We start from the raw sequence: 16407 nt of genomic DNA on the forward strand, positions 1-16407 counted from the left end.
TGATTTTATGAAGAAATGGAAATTGGGGGCTGTTGCCCTCACACTTTCTTTGTGCTTTACCGTCTCTGCGATGATTATTGATGAAACAGATATAGATGATGCTCCTGAAGTTGTGTTATCTGCGAATCAATCATACGTGTTTGATGGCAGCACATATGAATATTATGTAGATCCAGGAGATTGGATCTCAATTAAATTTGCTCCTCCGATGCTTGGATCAGAGATACATTATTCAGCTCCGTCTTGGATTAGCGCATCATACAACAATAATAATCATTCAAGTGCTACAGAAATAACTCTGTCTGGACATACTACTGAATCAGGACGTTATGAAGTACATTTAGCGTATAAGCAGCTTCAGTTTAATTCTGGAGTTTCTGTTTATATTACAGTCGGCGGCGGATCACCTTCTACCCCTAATTATACAATTACGTTTGATTCAAGAGGCGGATCGCAGGTTAATGGTCAGACTCTGCTTTCAGGAGGAAAAATCATAAAGCCTGTTGATCCTACAAAATCCGGATATACATTTGTAAAATGGTCAAAGGACGGGAATGCAACATTTGACTTTAACACTCCCATATATGCAGATACTACCCTCTATGCCGTCTGGGAGGCTAACAAATATAATATAACATTTAACAGCAACGGTGGATCTTCAGTAGCCAATCAGCTTATAGGATATGGCAGCAGCGTGATAAAACCTGAAGATCCGACTAAAGAAGGATATGTATTTTCAGGATGGTATACAGATCAGCTTTTCAAAAATTCATATAATTTCAATTCATCGGTCTATAGCAGTTTGACATTATACGCTAAATGGGAAGCTGTACAGACTGTGTACCATACAGTCACATTTAACAGCAACGGCGGTATTTTTGACGATGGCTCAGAACTCAGGGAAGTAACACAAGTCGCTGGTACTAAGTTCACAGTCCCTGCAGCAATAAGCAGGGATGGATACATTCTTGCATCATACAGCAATCCACATGGTACTCTGAATCCTGGCACAGAATATGATATAGATCTGCTTGACGGCCATACATTCTATGCAGACTGGACGCCGTTGAATCACACAGTTTCATTTGTTACTCTTGGTGGATCTGCATTAGATGATCAGTCTGTAGCAACAGGAGGTAAGGTGATAAAACCTGAAGATCCGACTAAAGAAGGATATGTATTTTCAGGATGGTACTCTGATGCGGAATTAACGTCTGAATATGATTTCAATTCAGAAATAGATGACAACATCACACTTTATGCAAAATGGGATGCTGCAACAGAAAATACAGACAGTCAAAATCATAATATGCTTCTTTTCTGGATTTCAATTGCGGTAATAATTGCTCTTGCAGCAGGCTTATTTTCAGGAGGCAGAAAGCATGATTAAGAAGCTTATCAGCCTGCTTGTATTGCTGCTTGTCGGGTATCTTCTCATATCTGCAGGCACAGACACATCGGATACTGAAACAAATGATAATACCCTATCATCATCAGTAAGTACATCAGTACTAAAGTTTCCATCATCAGACCCATTAGGCACCGCATCAATATCTGTTTCTGATACTTCTGCATCTGTAAGAGTATCGGGTGATTCTTGTCTGCTGCTGCAGTGGTCAATAAGCTGGGGAGACGGCAAATCATCTGCTGCAACAACAGAAAATGGATCATCAAAGACAGTTGGGCATACATATTCATCTACAGGCAATTATACGATTACGGTCAGCCTGGAAGTTTATGCTGCAGACGGCGGTTCTTTCATTGAGTCACAAGGCAGCAAGTCAACATCTGTTGCAATTACCCAAGCAAGTTCTGAACCTACTCTGCGCATCACCTCATCAGCATCAAAATATGTTGAAGCCGGGTCGTCATTCAGCCATACATTCACATCCAACATATCTGGTGTAACATTCAGCGTTGATCTCAGCAACGCATCCTGGTTGTCTTACAATCCATCATTAAAGCGTTTGAGTGGTACAGCACCTAGCATAAGCAGCGAAACAAGCTATTTGCTGTCTGTTACAGCTACATCTCCTGAAGGGCAGACGAAGTCACAGACTCTCGGAGTATTTGTGACGGTTTCTGCTCCTGAAACATATTCAATTATTTTTAACAGCAACGGCGGCACTGGTACAATCTCGCCGCTGTCTGTCACATACGGATCTGATGTGCTGCTGCCGTCTGAAGGTTTTACAAAAACAGGACATATACTTGCCGGCTGGAATACTAAATCAGACGGGACAGGTACAAACTATTCACTTGGCGGATCTATGCAGTTGATTAGGTCTAATCAAACTCTTTATGCAGTCTGGGAGCTCGCACCATTACAGATTACCCTTGACACCGATGTGATCATAAGTGCTGTTGACACTGCAACTGGATCAATAGACTGTATTGATAACGTATTTACAGCTACAGCCGGTACGGTTGTTACTCTTCCTATGCTTGAGTATAAGCTATCTGATGCTTGGATTCAGGTAAACAGCGGATGGCGTGATGCTGCAGGCAATGCATTGGGTTTTGAGTATACTCTGTCTGCAGATGCTACAATTACACCTGTGTTTACAAATTATTTCAAGCTCACATTCTCGGACCCTGTTGTTACTGTAGTGTTTGATTCTTCAGCATCAAAATATTTTACTCATAAAATAAACTGGGGAGACGGTCAGCAGTCTGTTGTTGATAATATATCAAGTGATCAGCTTGTACACAGATATACTGCTGATGCAGATTATACGATAGTCGTTCAGTCAACATATCTTGCTAATTCTGTATCAGCTCAGTCTGATGTCACAATCACTAATGCTGGTGGATCTGATGTATCACAATATACAGTATCATTTGACACTGCTGGTGGTACTGCGATTGCAGATCAGGTCATAGCAGACGGTGCAACAGTTATCGAACCTGTACAGCCATCAAAAGTAGGTTATAGGTTTACGGGCTGGTATACAGATGATTTATTAAATTCTAAATATGATTTTAATACAAAGATACATGCAGATACAGTAATTTATGCTGGCTGGGTAGATCGCAGCTGTGTTATAGTCACATTTAACAGCAACGGCGGGTCTGAACTAGATAATCTGCAGGTAGAGATAGGTACGAAAATAACGAAGCCTGCAGACCCGGCTAAAGATGGCTATTCTTTTATCGGCTGGTATCTTGACAATGATCTTACAGTACTGTTTGATTTTAATACAGAAATAAATGAAAATACTACATTATATGCAAAATGGGATGAAACTAAGACGTCTGGCAGTTCATCAATGATGCTTATCATTCTTGTTGTCGTACTGTTTGCAGCATTTGCAATAGCAAAGGATGTGAAAAAATGAGAGACAGAAAAAGGCTTCTGACAATTGCTGCTCTCATTGCTGCATTATGTATGCTTGCTGTCACAATAGCTACCCCTCTTTTCCTTGAAGATTCCGAGTATGCTGAACAGCAGACTGTTTCTGCTCAGGATCTTACTGCCCAAGAGATAGTGTTGTCAGGCTATTGGGACGATCTAACCTCTGCTGATGTTCTAGTTATGCTCTGCCCTGTTGTAGGTCTCGGCTGGCATTTGAGCAAATATTACTATTCAAATGACAGTGGATCAGGCAGCGGATCGGGTGATCCTGACGAGCTTGCAAAAACAGTAAGGGCTCATGAGTCAGAATTAGTTTATTCTATACTACACTCAAATGTAGAATTACTTGAAAATAGCATATCTGGATATGCTGATATCTGGAAGTTTACAAACAGCTATTGGATGAGACAGGCAGAAGTTGCAGCAGCAGAAAGATGGGCTGCAGATGCTCAGTACTACGCTCCATATATATTAGAAAGGTCTGGACTGATTGGTAATTTATCACAGCTCTTTGAAAATGTGGAAGAAGGTCCTGATAAGACATTTCAGCTTATCAATGACAGACTTGCTGCATGGCAAAGTTCATCAGATTACAATAAGATGAGCATTGTCATCAAGTATGGCAGCAATACGCTGTCTAATAATTCTATGGATATTAAGATCAGAAATACAATCTCTGTATCTTCAGCATCATCTAATGTTGCATATATTGATGCAAGAGAACTCTGGGTCAGCAATGGCAATGCAGTAATTACTTCAGAAGACGGTACTCGGTATACTCTCAATTCAGGATATAATAATCTTGCAGCAATGAACATTCCTGAGGGCGTATACAGCTTTGCATCAGGTCATACATATACAGGATCAATAGTACCAATCGTTGCAACGAATGCTGCGACTGTGCATACTGGCATAGTTGTTGAATCAGGCAGCGATCTCAAGTTTGGTCAGTATTATAACAATCAGATACTGATTGACGGTACAAATTATACCGATTTCACATTATACGCAGACACAGGAGACGGCACATCATCAGACAGCGTTAATCTTCTTACAGTCTTATCAATGCATGACGCTCTGCTTAATGCAGTGTATGAGTCTGTTACAAAAGCTCATGTGGCTGCACAGGCTGCATGGCAGGTATATACTGCCGCTCAGGAATCAAATATTCTGCTGTCTCCTTCGTCTTTAGTTCCTGCTGGCATGGATGTGACATCTGGAGAGCTCTATACCCTTACTGTTTTGTATCTCGCTCAGATTGCAGATTATAAAGAACGCACTAATGCTAATCTTTCCAAAACAGGATTTAATGTCTCTTCTGAGTCTCTTAATTTGTACATCAGAGGCAGCATCTATGATGCTAACGGTACTAAGATCTACGATTCAGTTGTGTTTACGCCGTATTTATGGCTTGATGGCATGAATATTATAGAAGGATCAAATGCATTCAGCCAGTCTGGATACATAGCAGTCTGGGGCAAGTCTAACGATCTTCGCAATTGGTCTGCATCTTCAGATACTCCTCAGCTCGTTTCAGTATCTGCTGGATATTCTTTTGATGCTGCTCAGATCATGCATAATCAATCTCTTGTATCGTCTGCAACGCTTACTGTACAGGAAGTTGAAAAATGGAACGAGATAGAAGTAACGCCTGGTCCAAGTCCGATTGTCATTCCAAAGATTGTTGACTTATCGCCGTACATTGCATGGATTCTCATAGAAGCTGCTGCCATATGGTTCTTGGTTTGGGAGCTGTTTAAAATGGATGATCTTCTGCTGCTTCTGCCTGCTGTCATCCTGCTTCTGTTAGGTCTGTTTGGTGCGGATTGGATTGCGGGGATGATAGCATGATGGATATGACTGTCATTCTATATTCCACGCTGTCAACGCTGTTCGGCTTTGCAGTCGCATTTGCCTATTACATGCTGCGAGGTGGCCGCCGTGCTGAACAAACCTACTGAAGCTGCAGCACCTCTAATTGGCAGATCCGGCTGGGATGTCTTAGTCCAGTACAAATATTCCTTTTTGGCTCTTGCAGCCATCACTTTTTATTTTTTTATGGATCTTGCATTCCCTGAAAAACTAGCTGACTGGATGGATACTCTGTATAGTTTTATTGATTCTGTCAAGCCTTACATCCTTCCTGGTTTGTTTGGGGCCATCGCCGGCCGATTTGTCTATAAGAATTATGTTTACCAGCCAATAATTCTATCTGTTCCTAATGCTACACAGGGCGATGCTGAATACAAGCTGTCGTACACATATTTTAACCATTTAACCAAGAAAAATGGATGCTGCAACCCCATAGCTACTAAAACAGGCCGTATCAAATATGTCTGTAAAAGCTATGATCCTGAAGAGAAAGTTATTGATTTTGGATGGATCCACAGCGCATCAGTAGCTCCTGACCAGGTCTTCGCATCCAGGGAATCATACAACGCTCTTTTAGAAGACTATGCAGATAAGTCAAGAAGGGTTGTACAGCTTGAAAGCATTCCAATGCTTGAAGGTACTAAGATTGGTTTGTCTGTAGTCCGCAAAAACAATGAGATCATGAGCACTGTGCTGGGTATATCTGATCCTGTTGTTACAGTCGATCCTGATAAGGCTCTGCAGGAGCTTGAGGACGGTGTGAAAGATGAGTGAGGCCATCGACTGCATAAATGCAATTAATGAGATGCCTCACGGCGTCATAGCAATATTGGGATCTGGTAAGACTTTTAAATCTGGTACTTTGTATTCACTTTTTGATTACTGTCCTTGTTTGATGTCCAGACGTAAAGCGTTTTACAAATTTCCGTCTGTAGATAATTTATTCCCATCCAGCCTTAAATCATATACTGTTAATGACTTCGATGATGTTGATCCTGACAGCATCTGCGTAATTGAAGACGCTAACAGGGTTTTCCCTTCGAGGTCTTCAGCCCGTACATCTGAGCTGCAGGAATGGATGGGCATAATCTCTCACAAAGATATTCTAGTAATGCTCACAGTCCAGAACACAAGCAATACAGACCTGGCATTTTTCAGGGATCAAAATGTAGTTATGTTACATAAAAAAATGAATCCTACAGCCATATCATATGAACGTGATGAATTCAAAGTAAACTGCCAGCGTGCTAATCTTTTGATAGATCAGTACTCTGCTCAGTACAATGTGCCTTATCATTACGTATCATACTTACCTGATTTTGATCAAGTCTTGATACTTGACAAACCTCCATCCTGGTACGGTTATGATCAATCGCATGCACTAAGATATTATAAGTTACGAAAAGAGAAGAAAGAGGAATCAGAATGAATGTTACGATCACTCCGGATTCGGAGGCAAATTACATTTTATCAAGTATAGCCTCATCTAAGCTGAAATTGAAGCTTGATGTTGCATTAGCTGGGGAATCTGTGCCATTCCGTCAGGCCTTACAGTACTACAGCCTTTTAGGAATGCAAAATGACCTGCTTGCAGATAAGCTTCTGTCGCTGCTTAGAGATGATGCTGTTTCAATAGCTATGACAAAAGCAGCTACGCTTGATCGCATATGTGCCATGATTGACACGGAGCCTGTCAGAGTAATCAAACCCTCTAAACCAGATCCTATCATATTTGATGATCCGCAGCCGTCAGGCAGCGGATCCAATAAGGAGCCGCAGTAAAGCGTCTGAGCTGGAGCCAGACGCTTACGAGGCTCCGCCTTAGACACTAACCAATTAGTGTAAGCTCTCGATTTATTTCAATTTAAAAACTAATCAATAAAAGTAGAAGGTATAGACTATGTCTTGGAAATATTCAGACCCTAACGAATGGGAAAAAGCAATCACATCAGAAGTATTCCCTTTAGAAGATGTTGCTGCAGCATATATTGAATGGGAAAAAGAAGATATATACAGCATCTTGGAGAATAAAGAAACAAGAGAAATCATACCAGCTCTTCAGGTTAAAAGAGGCAACAGGGCTTATTCAAAGAAACAGCGCAGGAAAATCTTACCTGTTACTCGCGCGATGTATGAAAGAAAGTTTGATACTGCATCTAAAGATGCAAGACAGTACACATCTAGGTACACTAGAGCAATATTTCTTACTTTAGAATATAACCCTCATGAGATATCATTACAGGATGCTTGGTTAAGTTTGAAAGGAAAGGGATCAGATCTCAATTTATTCAAAGCAAAACTGAATAGGTTTTTCAGTTCTTCTGTAAAAGGCAATAGGAGTAAAACAAGGTATATGTACCGCAGATCTAACAATCCTGTAACATACAGCAGTCATGCCAGGAAAGAAGCGCATGAGTCAGGTTATCCTCATGTTCACATGATCTTAATATTATCAGAGCCTGTGTATACATACTATCACAAGAAATCACAGTCCTGGCGTCTTCCTTATGAAGATGTTGTGCTGCCGATTAAACAGATGTGGGCTGAGTCTGTAGGCTGCCAGTCAGCCTATTGTGATGTTCAGGCAATAGTTGATGCAAGCATCACTGAGAAAGATACTGGAGTTAAGCGGTCTGTTATGTCTTATGTTCTGAAATATGTAACAAAAGATGTTGACGCATCAAATCCCAAGTCCGTCAATACTCATGCTCTCCAAAAATTCTTTGGAGTCAGGGATATTTTCAGCTCTAAATTTTTATCAGATTTAGACGTGATACTTAACCGACGTGATAAGACAGAGATTGAGTTAAAACGTACCATAAAAGAAATTAAGAGAATTGAGAAGCTGAAAGATCATTTTGGTTATCTTACAAGCGATCTTCCTGAAAAATTGACAGCGTTATATGAAAGAAAGGCAGAGCTCCAGGAGGAGCTCCGCAGACTCAAAAATATAAAATGGTATTATATTGGTACACGTAAGTTTGCGAGTATCCAGGAATATGCAGAATTCTATATGCGGATTGAAAAATACAACATGCAGCAGCTTGAGGTTTACCGCAATAATATTATGTCAGATTCTCACGGTCTTGCTTTGGTCTGATATGCTGCATTAATTCTTATACTGGTTGAAAAATCAGTGATTTATTCTTTTATTTAGATTATCGAGAGAATAAAATGCTTTCTTGTCAATGTTATATTTCATGTAAACTGACTGATACATTTTGCTGTATTTCATATCGTCAAGATTAAAACAGAATAATTCTGCTGGATCTGATGGAGATCCTCCTAGTCCAATAATTATATAGACATTTAGATTTGTTTTTTCTCGAATGTCTTTATACTTCATCATTTTTTCATATGTACACCAAGTAAGAGATTTATCCGGATTTGTATGTGATCGATATTTGCATTCTACCCAGAATATGGCACCGGTATTTTTATCTCTTAATTTGAAATCTGGATTCAAGCATCCTTCCATCCTCCTACCTGTAAGAGGATCAAAAGATATTGCTCTTTGAACCATACTAAAAGCATCTTCAGGAAATAATGACAGTGCATAGTTCTCAAAATCTGTTCCTTTTTTGTAATTGCCTTCTTTTTTCTGTTCATTTGATTCGTTTTCAGTTGCGGTTTTTTCTTCTAAGAGTTCTTCTACTTTTTCTTCTTGAACTTTTATTTCTTCAGATTTTTCAGAATCAGATTTTTTACGTGAAAACTTATCGAATATGCTCATCACTGAGTATTAGATGTTCATTTAAATAGTACTTTTGGATATTTTGATAGCCAAAAATGAAAGATCATGAATCCCAATTGAGTTTTTAGAGTTGGGTAATACATCCAATATGATTAATCTTTTTGAAAATTTTTAAGATTGATCTTGTTTTTCATCAGCTAAGGTATTCGGAACACTTCTTCTATGGGATTCCACGAAGTCTTTTTCAGATTCTTCTTGTTTAGTTTCATTAGAGAGTATCTTGTTTAAATCTTCCATTGTTTTTAGAGCGTCTATTCCTTTTTGTGTTATGTACAATGCTTTTACATTGTACCTTCCTTGCTGTTTTTCTTCAATTAATCCAAGATCTATTAATTCATCAGTTCTTTCTTGTCTTGTATTTCTTGATCCTTCGAGCATACTATAAAGATCTGATTTTTTGATGCCAGGGTTGTCTCTGATTATAGTCAGAATTTCTAGATTGTGAGAGACCAAGAGAGGATTCCCTGTTTTCATGAAAACTAAGAGTGTGAACTAATCGTTTAAATCGTTCTATCTTTCATCTTTTCAGTGAAAAGATATAAATATGTTTCACGGTAATGATGAAACTAAGTTGGCTCTGCCCGGAGCCAAAGTTATCCCGAGAATATTGGGGGCTAGACCCCCATTAAACCTTTTACAAATCAAAGGTGGTGAAAGTGACAAAAAGCAAAGTGTTCTGTTATAGGATTGGAAGTAATGTTGCTGTAGACCGTGCCAGGGACTGTTTGGCTTTTGATTCTTCTTTGAATCGTGGAAGATGGTGCGGATACTGCAAGCATACACAGACAGGCAATGAAGACGAAGTGATTGTTGATCTTGATTCTATTTATTCTGGTGATTGATCATGAGAAAATACCTTGTCTATTACTATAATCAAGTAATCAAAGACTGGGAATTTTTCAGAGTAAAAATGCATCCTAATTCTGTTAAAAATTGGCTTAGGGATTTTGAAAGTTCTGGCTTTTTACATGCATATGAGGTGCTTTTATGAGTCAATGCTGTCCTGTTTGTGATTGCAGGGTTTTTTATGAACTTGTTAGTTCAGATCATACCTGGATTGCTATTGTTTGCGATGAATGCGGATATACAATTAAGTTTGATCTGTGTTGATTGCTATGCCTTTCAATAATTCTGTATTGTTAGTTAGCGATATTGATCTTAATGAGGCTGATTATTCAACTACTCTTAGTGGCTGCATAGAGCAGTTTTCAGATTATTTAGAGTCTGAACCTGCTCTGTACAGTCCATCTACTGTTGTATATTATACGACTCATGCAGATCTTGCATTAACTATCATACAGGCATTTGATCCTGATGTACTGCCTTATACTGTCTGCAGAAGCCATGTTCAGTATCTTGTTTCAGAAATTGTAGCTCGTGGATATTCTGTGAAGTATTGTAAGCATTTGATCACTGGATTGAAGAAGATTTGTAAATTTTATCATAACAATATCTTTGATAATATTACATTTCGCTGGTCTGTTGATGCTCGTCCTGCTGCTAATTGGCTTACTGAGTCTCAGGCTGCTCAGTTGCTGAGTCTTGATCTTTCTCCAGTACAGGAATTGATTCTGCATCTTGAGTTATGCATGGGTCTGAGAAGGTCTGAAGTAGGTCGTCTGAAGGTGTCAGATATCCATAACGGATATTTGGATGTTCACGGCAAAGGTTCTATGGGAGGCAAGTTCAGGCGCATTCCATTCCACCATGATACGCAGAAGGTTCTTGACAGATTTTTACAATACCGTCGATGGTTAATTGATACTCATTTTGCCAGATGGGGAATCTGTGATATTCCTGAGCAGTTGCTGATTTGGTCAAATGACAGCAGAGGCCTGTTTCAGTATAACATTGAATCAGGTTCTGGATTAGACGGCATACTTGCAAGAATTTCTAATCTGGTTTACTTTGATTTCAGTCATCATACTTTGCGCCGCACATTTGGCCGTATTCTGCATAGATCAAATGTTAAGATCCAGACCATTTCTAAACTTCTTGGACATGAAGATACTGCTACGACTGTCAAGTATCTTGGTTTGGACATGGACGATATGATTGACGGCATGTCAATGATGAGAATAAAGGGAATTGATGATTGCGATGAAATATGAAATTATGATTCCATATAAACATGAGTTTCGGATCCCTCCGAGCCCGCCTCGCTTTTTTTATTATATGAATTGAAGAGTTCAGCAGTCTATCTTTTTTACAGCTAAGAGATCATCATTTGAAAATATTCTTTAATTTTTATCATCCAGTAATTCATTTTCTTTAGACTGCATGTTTTCATAATTAATCATAGAGTTACAGGTTTAAAATCAGGATTGCAGAGTCCTAGTCGAGTCCTAAATTATGAAAGCAGTTTTATGAGATTTCTACTGCCAGCAGTGTTTTGAATTTCATACGCCGGACAGCGGATAAAAAACAATTTAATAAAAACCGACCGCTTATTCCTTACGCTGTATGAAAAGTCAGCATCGCAACATCCTTTCAATGCGTTATTCAACTGATGTGTTAGTGACGGTGCTGGAATCTAAAGAACGCTGCAAATTCAGTGATCTGAATGAATTTGTGACAAATTATTCTACATTAAATTCTCTGCTGTCTGCTTTCGAGAAGGAAGGTCTGGTCGTGATTGAAGAAGTTATGAGACCTCATTATACAAGATATATAGATCTTACAGACAAAGGCAGAGAAATAGCTGAGCATCTGAAACAGGCAAATAAACTTTTGAATGAAACGGGGGACGGCAATGAGTATTGATCCCATTGAACTCCAGATTGTTTTTTACAGAAATGTTCTGCATCAAAATATTCAGGCAATCGCACAGAAAACCGGCATGCCGGAACAGAGAATCATTAATATTCTGAGAAAGATCAGAACGCGATCAGAGCGATTAATACTGCCTGATTACTACTGTCTTACATACAGCAATGGCATGCGTAAAAGAGTATATCACTGGAGCAACAAATATGAAATGTGCAGAGATATGTTCGAAAAAGAACTTAAAAAGATTTTAGAGGTTATAGCTGAGTGAATATTTCAAAATCAGCGATATTCCATACATAACCAGAATACATCTGTAATCATCATCTAACATAGAGACTCTTTATGTTCGTATCAATGAGTGATGAATAAACAATGATGTATGAGAATTTGCATAAAGTCTGAAAAGTTGCTTATCAATGCAGAAAAATAAAATCAATCGTTGATGAGATCCTCAGCCTGCTTAAGCAGCTCTGCTACCTGTTTTCCTTTTTCTGTTAAGGAGACCTTACGACTTCTCCGTACTTTTTGTTCTTTGAGAACTATGACTCCATCGTTCTGCAGGCGTTCTAGAACTGAAACTAGAAACTTGTGGTTATCATTGATAAAATGCAAGTCGGAGATATATGGCTCATCATCACATTCTAAAAGATAAGTAATTATTGATACTGCACCGCTCATATCTAAGACTGTTTTCAATTGTAACATATTCAACAGAGAATTACCAATAAAGATATTAAAGATTACATTTAAGATTATTTAGTGAACTTCATAAGCTACAATTTTGAATGTAGTGATGGATCACGAATAAACGCCAAAAAACAATGTAAAACTAAAACCAAAAACTTCAAAACAGATATTTATCAGGGATTGTTGTGCTTTCCCCTTCTAAATAGAAATTTAAATGATTTCTATAGCATTCATAAAACTTGATTTTCTGGAACTTTTCCTTCTGAGATTTGATCGATTTCGATCAGTCTTTGAGCTATCATTTTTCCTTTTTCAGTCAACTCTACAAAAGTTGTATTATTTTCGTATTTTCTGAGATCGTATGTAACAAATCCCCATGATTTCATTTCATCTAGCTTTCTAGCTCTATTACCACCAGTAGGGACAACTGTGTATACCTCACTCTTTTTCATTCTTCCGTTTTTAAAGAGATGTTTAATCATTGCCTGCTGGTGTTTATCTAGTTCCATGTTGGTTATTACACAAGGCAATATGCAATATCAACATAAGCCATGTTAGTGATAATTGCATTTTTCATTAACCAATATAACTATATACTAATATTCCATTGAAGTAATTAGATTTTTCACAAACCAATATGAAATGGATGGAAGAGAATATGAATGAAATACTGGTGACTAAAAAGGTGCCCTCTGGCAATCACACAGAGTTAACAAAAGAAGTATGTCAGAAGCTGCATGCGTACAAAAATGGCTCATTTCACAGCATACATAGGAAGATATGAAAAATCAAAGTTTTGAAATTTATCAATTCAGGCTAAGTATCTTTTAAAATTTTTGGAGGAAAAAAATGCTAGAAATATACATACAATACAGCGGTAGCTCTGCAGTATTGCAATATCTAATCTTTCTCAAAAAGTCAAAAGAACTGATAAAAATAAAACCAGCATTAGCAGGTCTACTTCCTGAAAGATCTAATGGAATAAGATGCAGACGATATGCTCGCCACTATCTAATCAGAGCTAAAGAAAGAATGAACTTCTTCGATATATCTCTAAATCCAGATGCAGAGAGCAGTATACAATTTGAATCCCAAGCACAAATTTGGATGTTTATAGAACTTGGATTAAAACGTATTTGTAACATCAAATCCAAAAACTTCAAAACAGAACTTCAGCAGGGGGAGTTTTGATGAGCTGCAGCTGCAAGCTATGCAGATTCAACAAGATGCTTTCAGCACTCATGATAGAGCTTTACAAAGAGCATGGAAAAGATGAGTTTACAAAGACAGAATTCAGAAAGATCCTTAGCTGGTTGAGAGGGATACCTACAGATTCCCACATGACAGAAAGATATTGGAAAGCTGCAGAGAGAAACGACTGCATTAATCTATTAAGCAGAAATTCAGCAACACTTTCTGAATCAGCATTGTACCTGCATGGCAAAATACCTATAAAGGATCATAAACACCTGCCGCACCGCTGCCCTGTGTGCAACAGAAATTTTTCTTCAGATAGTATTGTCATAAAACATCTGGTAAATGTGCATAATTTCAGCGATTATCGTGCAAGGTACCTGATGAACATGATTGAAAGAGACTTGTAATGAGCTCTCATGCAGCTAAATGTGCGAAGAAATGGCATATGCGTGTGTTGATGAATGTATCTGAGCTTGAAAACCTGAATTTTTATCAGTCTTATAAACAGCATAGCAAGAGCTCCCGATGAGTTCTTTTCTTACAGATTCTGCATTCATCCGATAGATCTGGAGGGTGCCACGACCTAATTTTCATCTCACTATTTTATATATTCACATTTGAACGAGTTCAATAGTTGAGTCTGATGTATCCAAAGATAATCCTTAGTTTCCACTCTTCGTTTTGCAAGCCAATTAAATATTAAAATGTCCATCTAAAAGTGCCCGTTGGGGAAAAACCAAGCCGCGTGGAGGTGGCTGGACCCAGCTCCGCGGGCTTGGATTCCTGGGCGGGAGGTGATATGCTGGCTTGTGCCAGAATTACTAGAGTCCGCAGAGGATTCAAAGTTGAGATACGCATCGGCAAATTGTCGATAAGTATCGAAATATCGTAAGCATCTAGCTTATGATATTAAACTCTGGACTTTATGTCCCGTCTCCTTTTCAGGAGATGTTCCACCTCCACCTTAGACAGTATACTGCTTTTTATGCATATACACTTTTGTGCTAAATGTGAACATGGGATATCATTTCCTCATGATACGAATCATGCAAGGCACCTGATGAACATGATTGAAAGAGACCTGTGATGAATTCTCATGCAGCTAAATGTGCGAAGAAATGGCATATGCGTTTGTTGATGAATGTTTGAGTGAAGGTGGATTGACATCATTTGATAAAAATTATCCAGTTGCCATTTCTTCATGCCTTTAACATCATCCATAACTTACTATCTTCGTTACTTATAAGTTACAAAAATGTACACATCAATCAATCAGAAACAGCAATGGCAGGATACTCGCATCCCAATATATGAAAAATCAGCAAAGATATATGAAGACCAGACGTTCAGTCAAACAATTATACCCGCACCGGCCTCCAATTATACTTTACTTTTTTTGTTGCTTCTTAGAGTTTAATAAGATTATCTCGCTATTTATACAGTCATAATGATCCTGATCTGCAAAATAGTATCTCATGCAGAATTGCGCAAAATCACCGCGACCGTTAAAACCCTTCTTAGCCACTTCCTTGTCGATCATGTCCAGAAACTCTTTGGAAACGCTTGATTTTACTGGATATTTCTTAGACGTTTGTGCTGTCATAGGTATAGAATACGACTTAAGAAATATATTGAATGAGTTACTTGTAAGTAACCAGGAAGGTCTATAATATTTAAATCATAGGTGTTGTGATTTTCCCATTTTTATCAAAATAATAACGAAGAACGAATAATACTAATTCTTCTCTTGAGCTGTAGCCGTTCTTAGCTACCTCTTCATCTATTCTAGAGATCAACTGTTCTGGGAGTGTTATAGTTATGTTTGTTTTAGTCATAACCATATTATGAGTGCGCAGTATTAAAAACTCTATCGAAGCTTATTTCAAAGCAGAATTATTTTCATAGATGCGCAGAGATAATACAATTGTAGAAAGATATTTGATCTCCCGTAATCATTAGCGCTCTGCTCATGAATTATTTGTATTTTACAGGGACAGCCGGCAGCGGGAAAAGTTCACTGGTGCGGGCATACCAGGAATGGCTGGACAACATAGGCCTTGAATCAATCATAGTCAATCTGGATCCAGGCGCCGATTACCTGCCTTATGATGCCGATGTAGACATAAGAGACTGGGTAAACCTCAGCGAGGTAATGGAAGATTATTCCCTCGGCCCCAACGGCGCCCAGATTGCCGCGGCAGATCTGATGGCGGTAAACATCAAAGAATGGGGTCCGACAGTTAAGGAAATGGGAGCAAGGTTTGCTCTGGTCGATACCCCTGGCCAGATGGAGCTTTTTGCCTTCAGGCAGTCATCTACAGCCATAATAGAGGAGCTCGGACGCGACTCTGGATTTTTATTGTTCCTTTCAGACCCGATGCTGGCTAAAAGCCCCAACGGGTTTGTATCTGATATGATGCTCTGCGCCATCACTCAGTTTAGATTTTCAATTCCAATTCTCAACATACTCTCAAAGTCAGATATTCTCAGCGACGATGTGCTGGCAGAAATGGAAAGCTGGGCAAAAGACCCCTACGCTCTATATAATGCCCTCACAGACGGAAATATTGATTCTCAGTCTGTCATGAACATTGAGTTCCTGAAGGCCATGGAGTCGATAGGAATGTACCGCGAACTCACTCCGGTTTCAGCAGAGAACGGGACCGGCATGGAAGATATCTACAATGCCGTCCAGCAGTACTTTGAAGGCGGCGAAGACGCAGAATAACCTTTTAAAGTCGGATGCTCAGGCATCTGACATACTTTTAATTTC

General features: G+C 38.8%; 21 protein-coding genes. 15 read left to right on the forward strand and 6 right to left on the reverse strand.

Annotation, left to right across the window (positions count from 1 at the left end; translation table 11 throughout):
• Nucleotides 1–7 precede the first annotated feature (7 nt).
• From H729_RS08660 to H729_RS08690, 7 genes are all read left to right on the forward strand, one after another.
• The gene (locus H729_RS08660) at nucleotides 8–1390 is read left to right on the forward strand and encodes an InlB B-repeat-containing protein (protein WP_020449628.1); all 1383 of its coding nucleotides are present in this window, start codon (nucleotides 8–10) and stop codon (nucleotides 1388–1390) included.
• Nucleotides 1383–3338, forward strand: coding sequence for an InlB B-repeat-containing protein (locus H729_RS08665; RefSeq protein WP_020449629.1), 1956 nt, complete (start codon nucleotides 1383–1385; stop codon nucleotides 3336–3338). Before H729_RS08660 ends, H729_RS08665 begins: the two co-directional genes overlap by 8 nt.
• Nucleotides 3335–5206: a hypothetical protein gene (locus H729_RS08670; RefSeq protein ID WP_020449630.1), complete on the forward strand. Its 1872-nt coding sequence runs from the start codon at nucleotides 3335–3337 to the stop codon at nucleotides 5204–5206. The genes H729_RS08665 and H729_RS08670 overlap by 4 nt, the downstream gene beginning before the upstream one ends.
• A gap of 90 nt (nucleotides 5207–5296) precedes the next feature.
• Nucleotides 5297–6001: a hypothetical protein gene (locus H729_RS08675; RefSeq protein WP_020449631.1), complete on the forward strand. Its 705-nt coding sequence runs from the start codon at nucleotides 5297–5299 to the stop codon at nucleotides 5999–6001.
• On the forward strand, nucleotides 5994–6656 hold the full coding sequence (locus H729_RS08680; RefSeq protein ID WP_020449632.1) for a hypothetical protein: 663 nt from the start codon (nucleotides 5994–5996) through the stop codon (nucleotides 6654–6656). The genes H729_RS08675 and H729_RS08680 overlap by 8 nt, the downstream gene beginning before the upstream one ends.
• Nucleotides 6653–7009, forward strand: coding sequence for a hypothetical protein (locus tag H729_RS08685; protein ID WP_020449633.1), 357 nt, complete (start codon nucleotides 6653–6655; stop codon nucleotides 7007–7009). Before H729_RS08680 ends, H729_RS08685 begins: the two co-directional genes overlap by 4 nt.
• Before the next feature lie 118 nt (nucleotides 7010–7127).
• Nucleotides 7128–8327 carry a hypothetical protein gene (locus H729_RS08690; RefSeq protein WP_020449634.1) on the forward strand — a complete coding sequence of 400 codons (1200 nt, stop codon included), beginning with the start codon at nucleotides 7128–7130 and terminating at the stop codon, nucleotides 8325–8327.
• Nucleotides 8328–8360: 33 nt separating this feature from the next.
• Here H729_RS08690 and H729_RS08695 read toward each other — a convergent pair whose 3' ends face one another.
• Nucleotides 8361–8960, reverse strand: a complete 600-nt coding sequence (locus H729_RS08695) for a hypothetical protein (RefSeq protein WP_020449635.1) — start codon at nucleotides 8958–8960, stop codon at nucleotides 8361–8363.
• A gap of 132 nt (nucleotides 8961–9092) precedes the next feature.
• Nucleotides 9093–9455 carry a hypothetical protein gene (locus H729_RS08700; protein WP_020449636.1) on the reverse strand — a complete coding sequence of 121 codons (363 nt, stop codon included), beginning with the start codon at nucleotides 9453–9455 and terminating at the stop codon, nucleotides 9093–9095.
• A 182-nt stretch (nucleotides 9456–9637) separates the two neighbouring features.
• On the opposite strand from H729_RS08700, the gene H729_RS08705 reads away from it, so the two are divergent.
• From H729_RS08705 to H729_RS08720, 5 genes are all read left to right on the forward strand, one after another.
• Complete coding sequence (locus tag H729_RS08705; RefSeq protein WP_020449637.1) at nucleotides 9638–9823, forward strand: hypothetical protein; 186 nt, start codon at nucleotides 9638–9640, stop codon at nucleotides 9821–9823.
• 2 nt (nucleotides 9824–9825) lie between these two features.
• Nucleotides 9826–9972, forward strand: coding sequence for a hypothetical protein (locus H729_RS10080; RefSeq protein ID WP_172618696.1), 147 nt, complete (start codon nucleotides 9826–9828; stop codon nucleotides 9970–9972).
• A 124-nt stretch (nucleotides 9973–10096) separates the two neighbouring features.
• Nucleotides 10097–11092 carry a tyrosine-type recombinase/integrase gene (locus tag H729_RS08710; RefSeq protein WP_020449638.1) on the forward strand — a complete coding sequence of 332 codons (996 nt, stop codon included), beginning with the start codon at nucleotides 10097–10099 and terminating at the stop codon, nucleotides 11090–11092.
• Between the two features lie 352 nt (nucleotides 11093–11444).
• On the forward strand, nucleotides 11445–11744 hold the full coding sequence (locus H729_RS08715) for a hypothetical protein (RefSeq protein WP_147554429.1): 300 nt from the start codon (nucleotides 11445–11447) through the stop codon (nucleotides 11742–11744).
• A complete protein-coding gene (locus H729_RS08720) occupies nucleotides 11734–12018 on the forward strand; it encodes a hypothetical protein (RefSeq protein ID WP_020449640.1) in 285 nt (94 codons plus the stop codon). The genes H729_RS08715 and H729_RS08720 overlap by 11 nt, the downstream gene beginning before the upstream one ends.
• 164 nt (nucleotides 12019–12182) lie before the next feature.
• Here the strand turns inward: H729_RS08720 and H729_RS08725 are convergent, their stop codons facing one another.
• Both H729_RS08725 and H729_RS08730 read right to left on the reverse strand, forming a co-directional pair.
• A complete protein-coding gene (locus H729_RS08725) occupies nucleotides 12183–12455 on the reverse strand; it encodes a hypothetical protein (protein WP_147554430.1) in 273 nt (90 codons plus the stop codon).
• 212 nt (nucleotides 12456–12667) lie between these two features.
• Nucleotides 12668–12946 (reverse strand): hypothetical protein, encoded by a 279-nt coding sequence (locus tag H729_RS08730; RefSeq protein ID WP_020449642.1) that lies wholly within the window; start codon nucleotides 12944–12946, stop codon nucleotides 12668–12670.
• Between the two features lie 340 nt (nucleotides 12947–13286).
• Between H729_RS08730 and H729_RS08735 the strand changes: the two genes are divergently transcribed.
• Nucleotides 13287–13628, forward strand: coding sequence for a hypothetical protein (locus H729_RS08735; protein ID WP_020449643.1), 342 nt, complete (start codon nucleotides 13287–13289; stop codon nucleotides 13626–13628).
• A complete protein-coding gene (locus H729_RS08740) occupies nucleotides 13628–14041 on the forward strand; it encodes a hypothetical protein (RefSeq protein ID WP_020449644.1) in 414 nt (137 codons plus the stop codon). Before H729_RS08735 ends, H729_RS08740 begins: the two co-directional genes overlap by 1 nt.
• A 980-nt stretch (nucleotides 14042–15021) precedes the next feature.
• On the opposite strand, the gene H729_RS08745 is transcribed toward H729_RS08740, so the two are convergent.
• A complete protein-coding gene (locus tag H729_RS08745) occupies nucleotides 15022–15237 on the reverse strand; it encodes a ribbon-helix-helix domain-containing protein (RefSeq protein WP_020449645.1) in 216 nt (71 codons plus the stop codon).
• A gap of 70 nt (nucleotides 15238–15307) precedes the next feature.
• Entirely contained in the window at nucleotides 15308–15469 is a 162-nt protein-coding gene (locus tag H729_RS09830) for a ribbon-helix-helix domain-containing protein (protein WP_172618697.1), read from the reverse strand.
• 134 nt (nucleotides 15470–15603) lie between these two features.
• Here H729_RS09830 and H729_RS08750 point away from each other — a divergent pair, with 134 nt between their 5' ends.
• The gene (locus tag H729_RS08750; RefSeq protein ID WP_048134107.1) at nucleotides 15604–16362 is read left to right on the forward strand and encodes an ATP/GTP-binding protein; all 759 of its coding nucleotides are present in this window, start codon (nucleotides 15604–15606) and stop codon (nucleotides 16360–16362) included.
• Nucleotides 16363–16407: the final 45 nt, after the last annotated feature.

This window comes from Candidatus Methanomassiliicoccus intestinalis Issoire-Mx1, assembly GCF_000404225.1.
Lineage (GTDB): Archaea > Thermoplasmatota > Thermoplasmata > Methanomassiliicoccales > Methanomassiliicoccaceae > Methanomassiliicoccus_A > Methanomassiliicoccus_A intestinalis.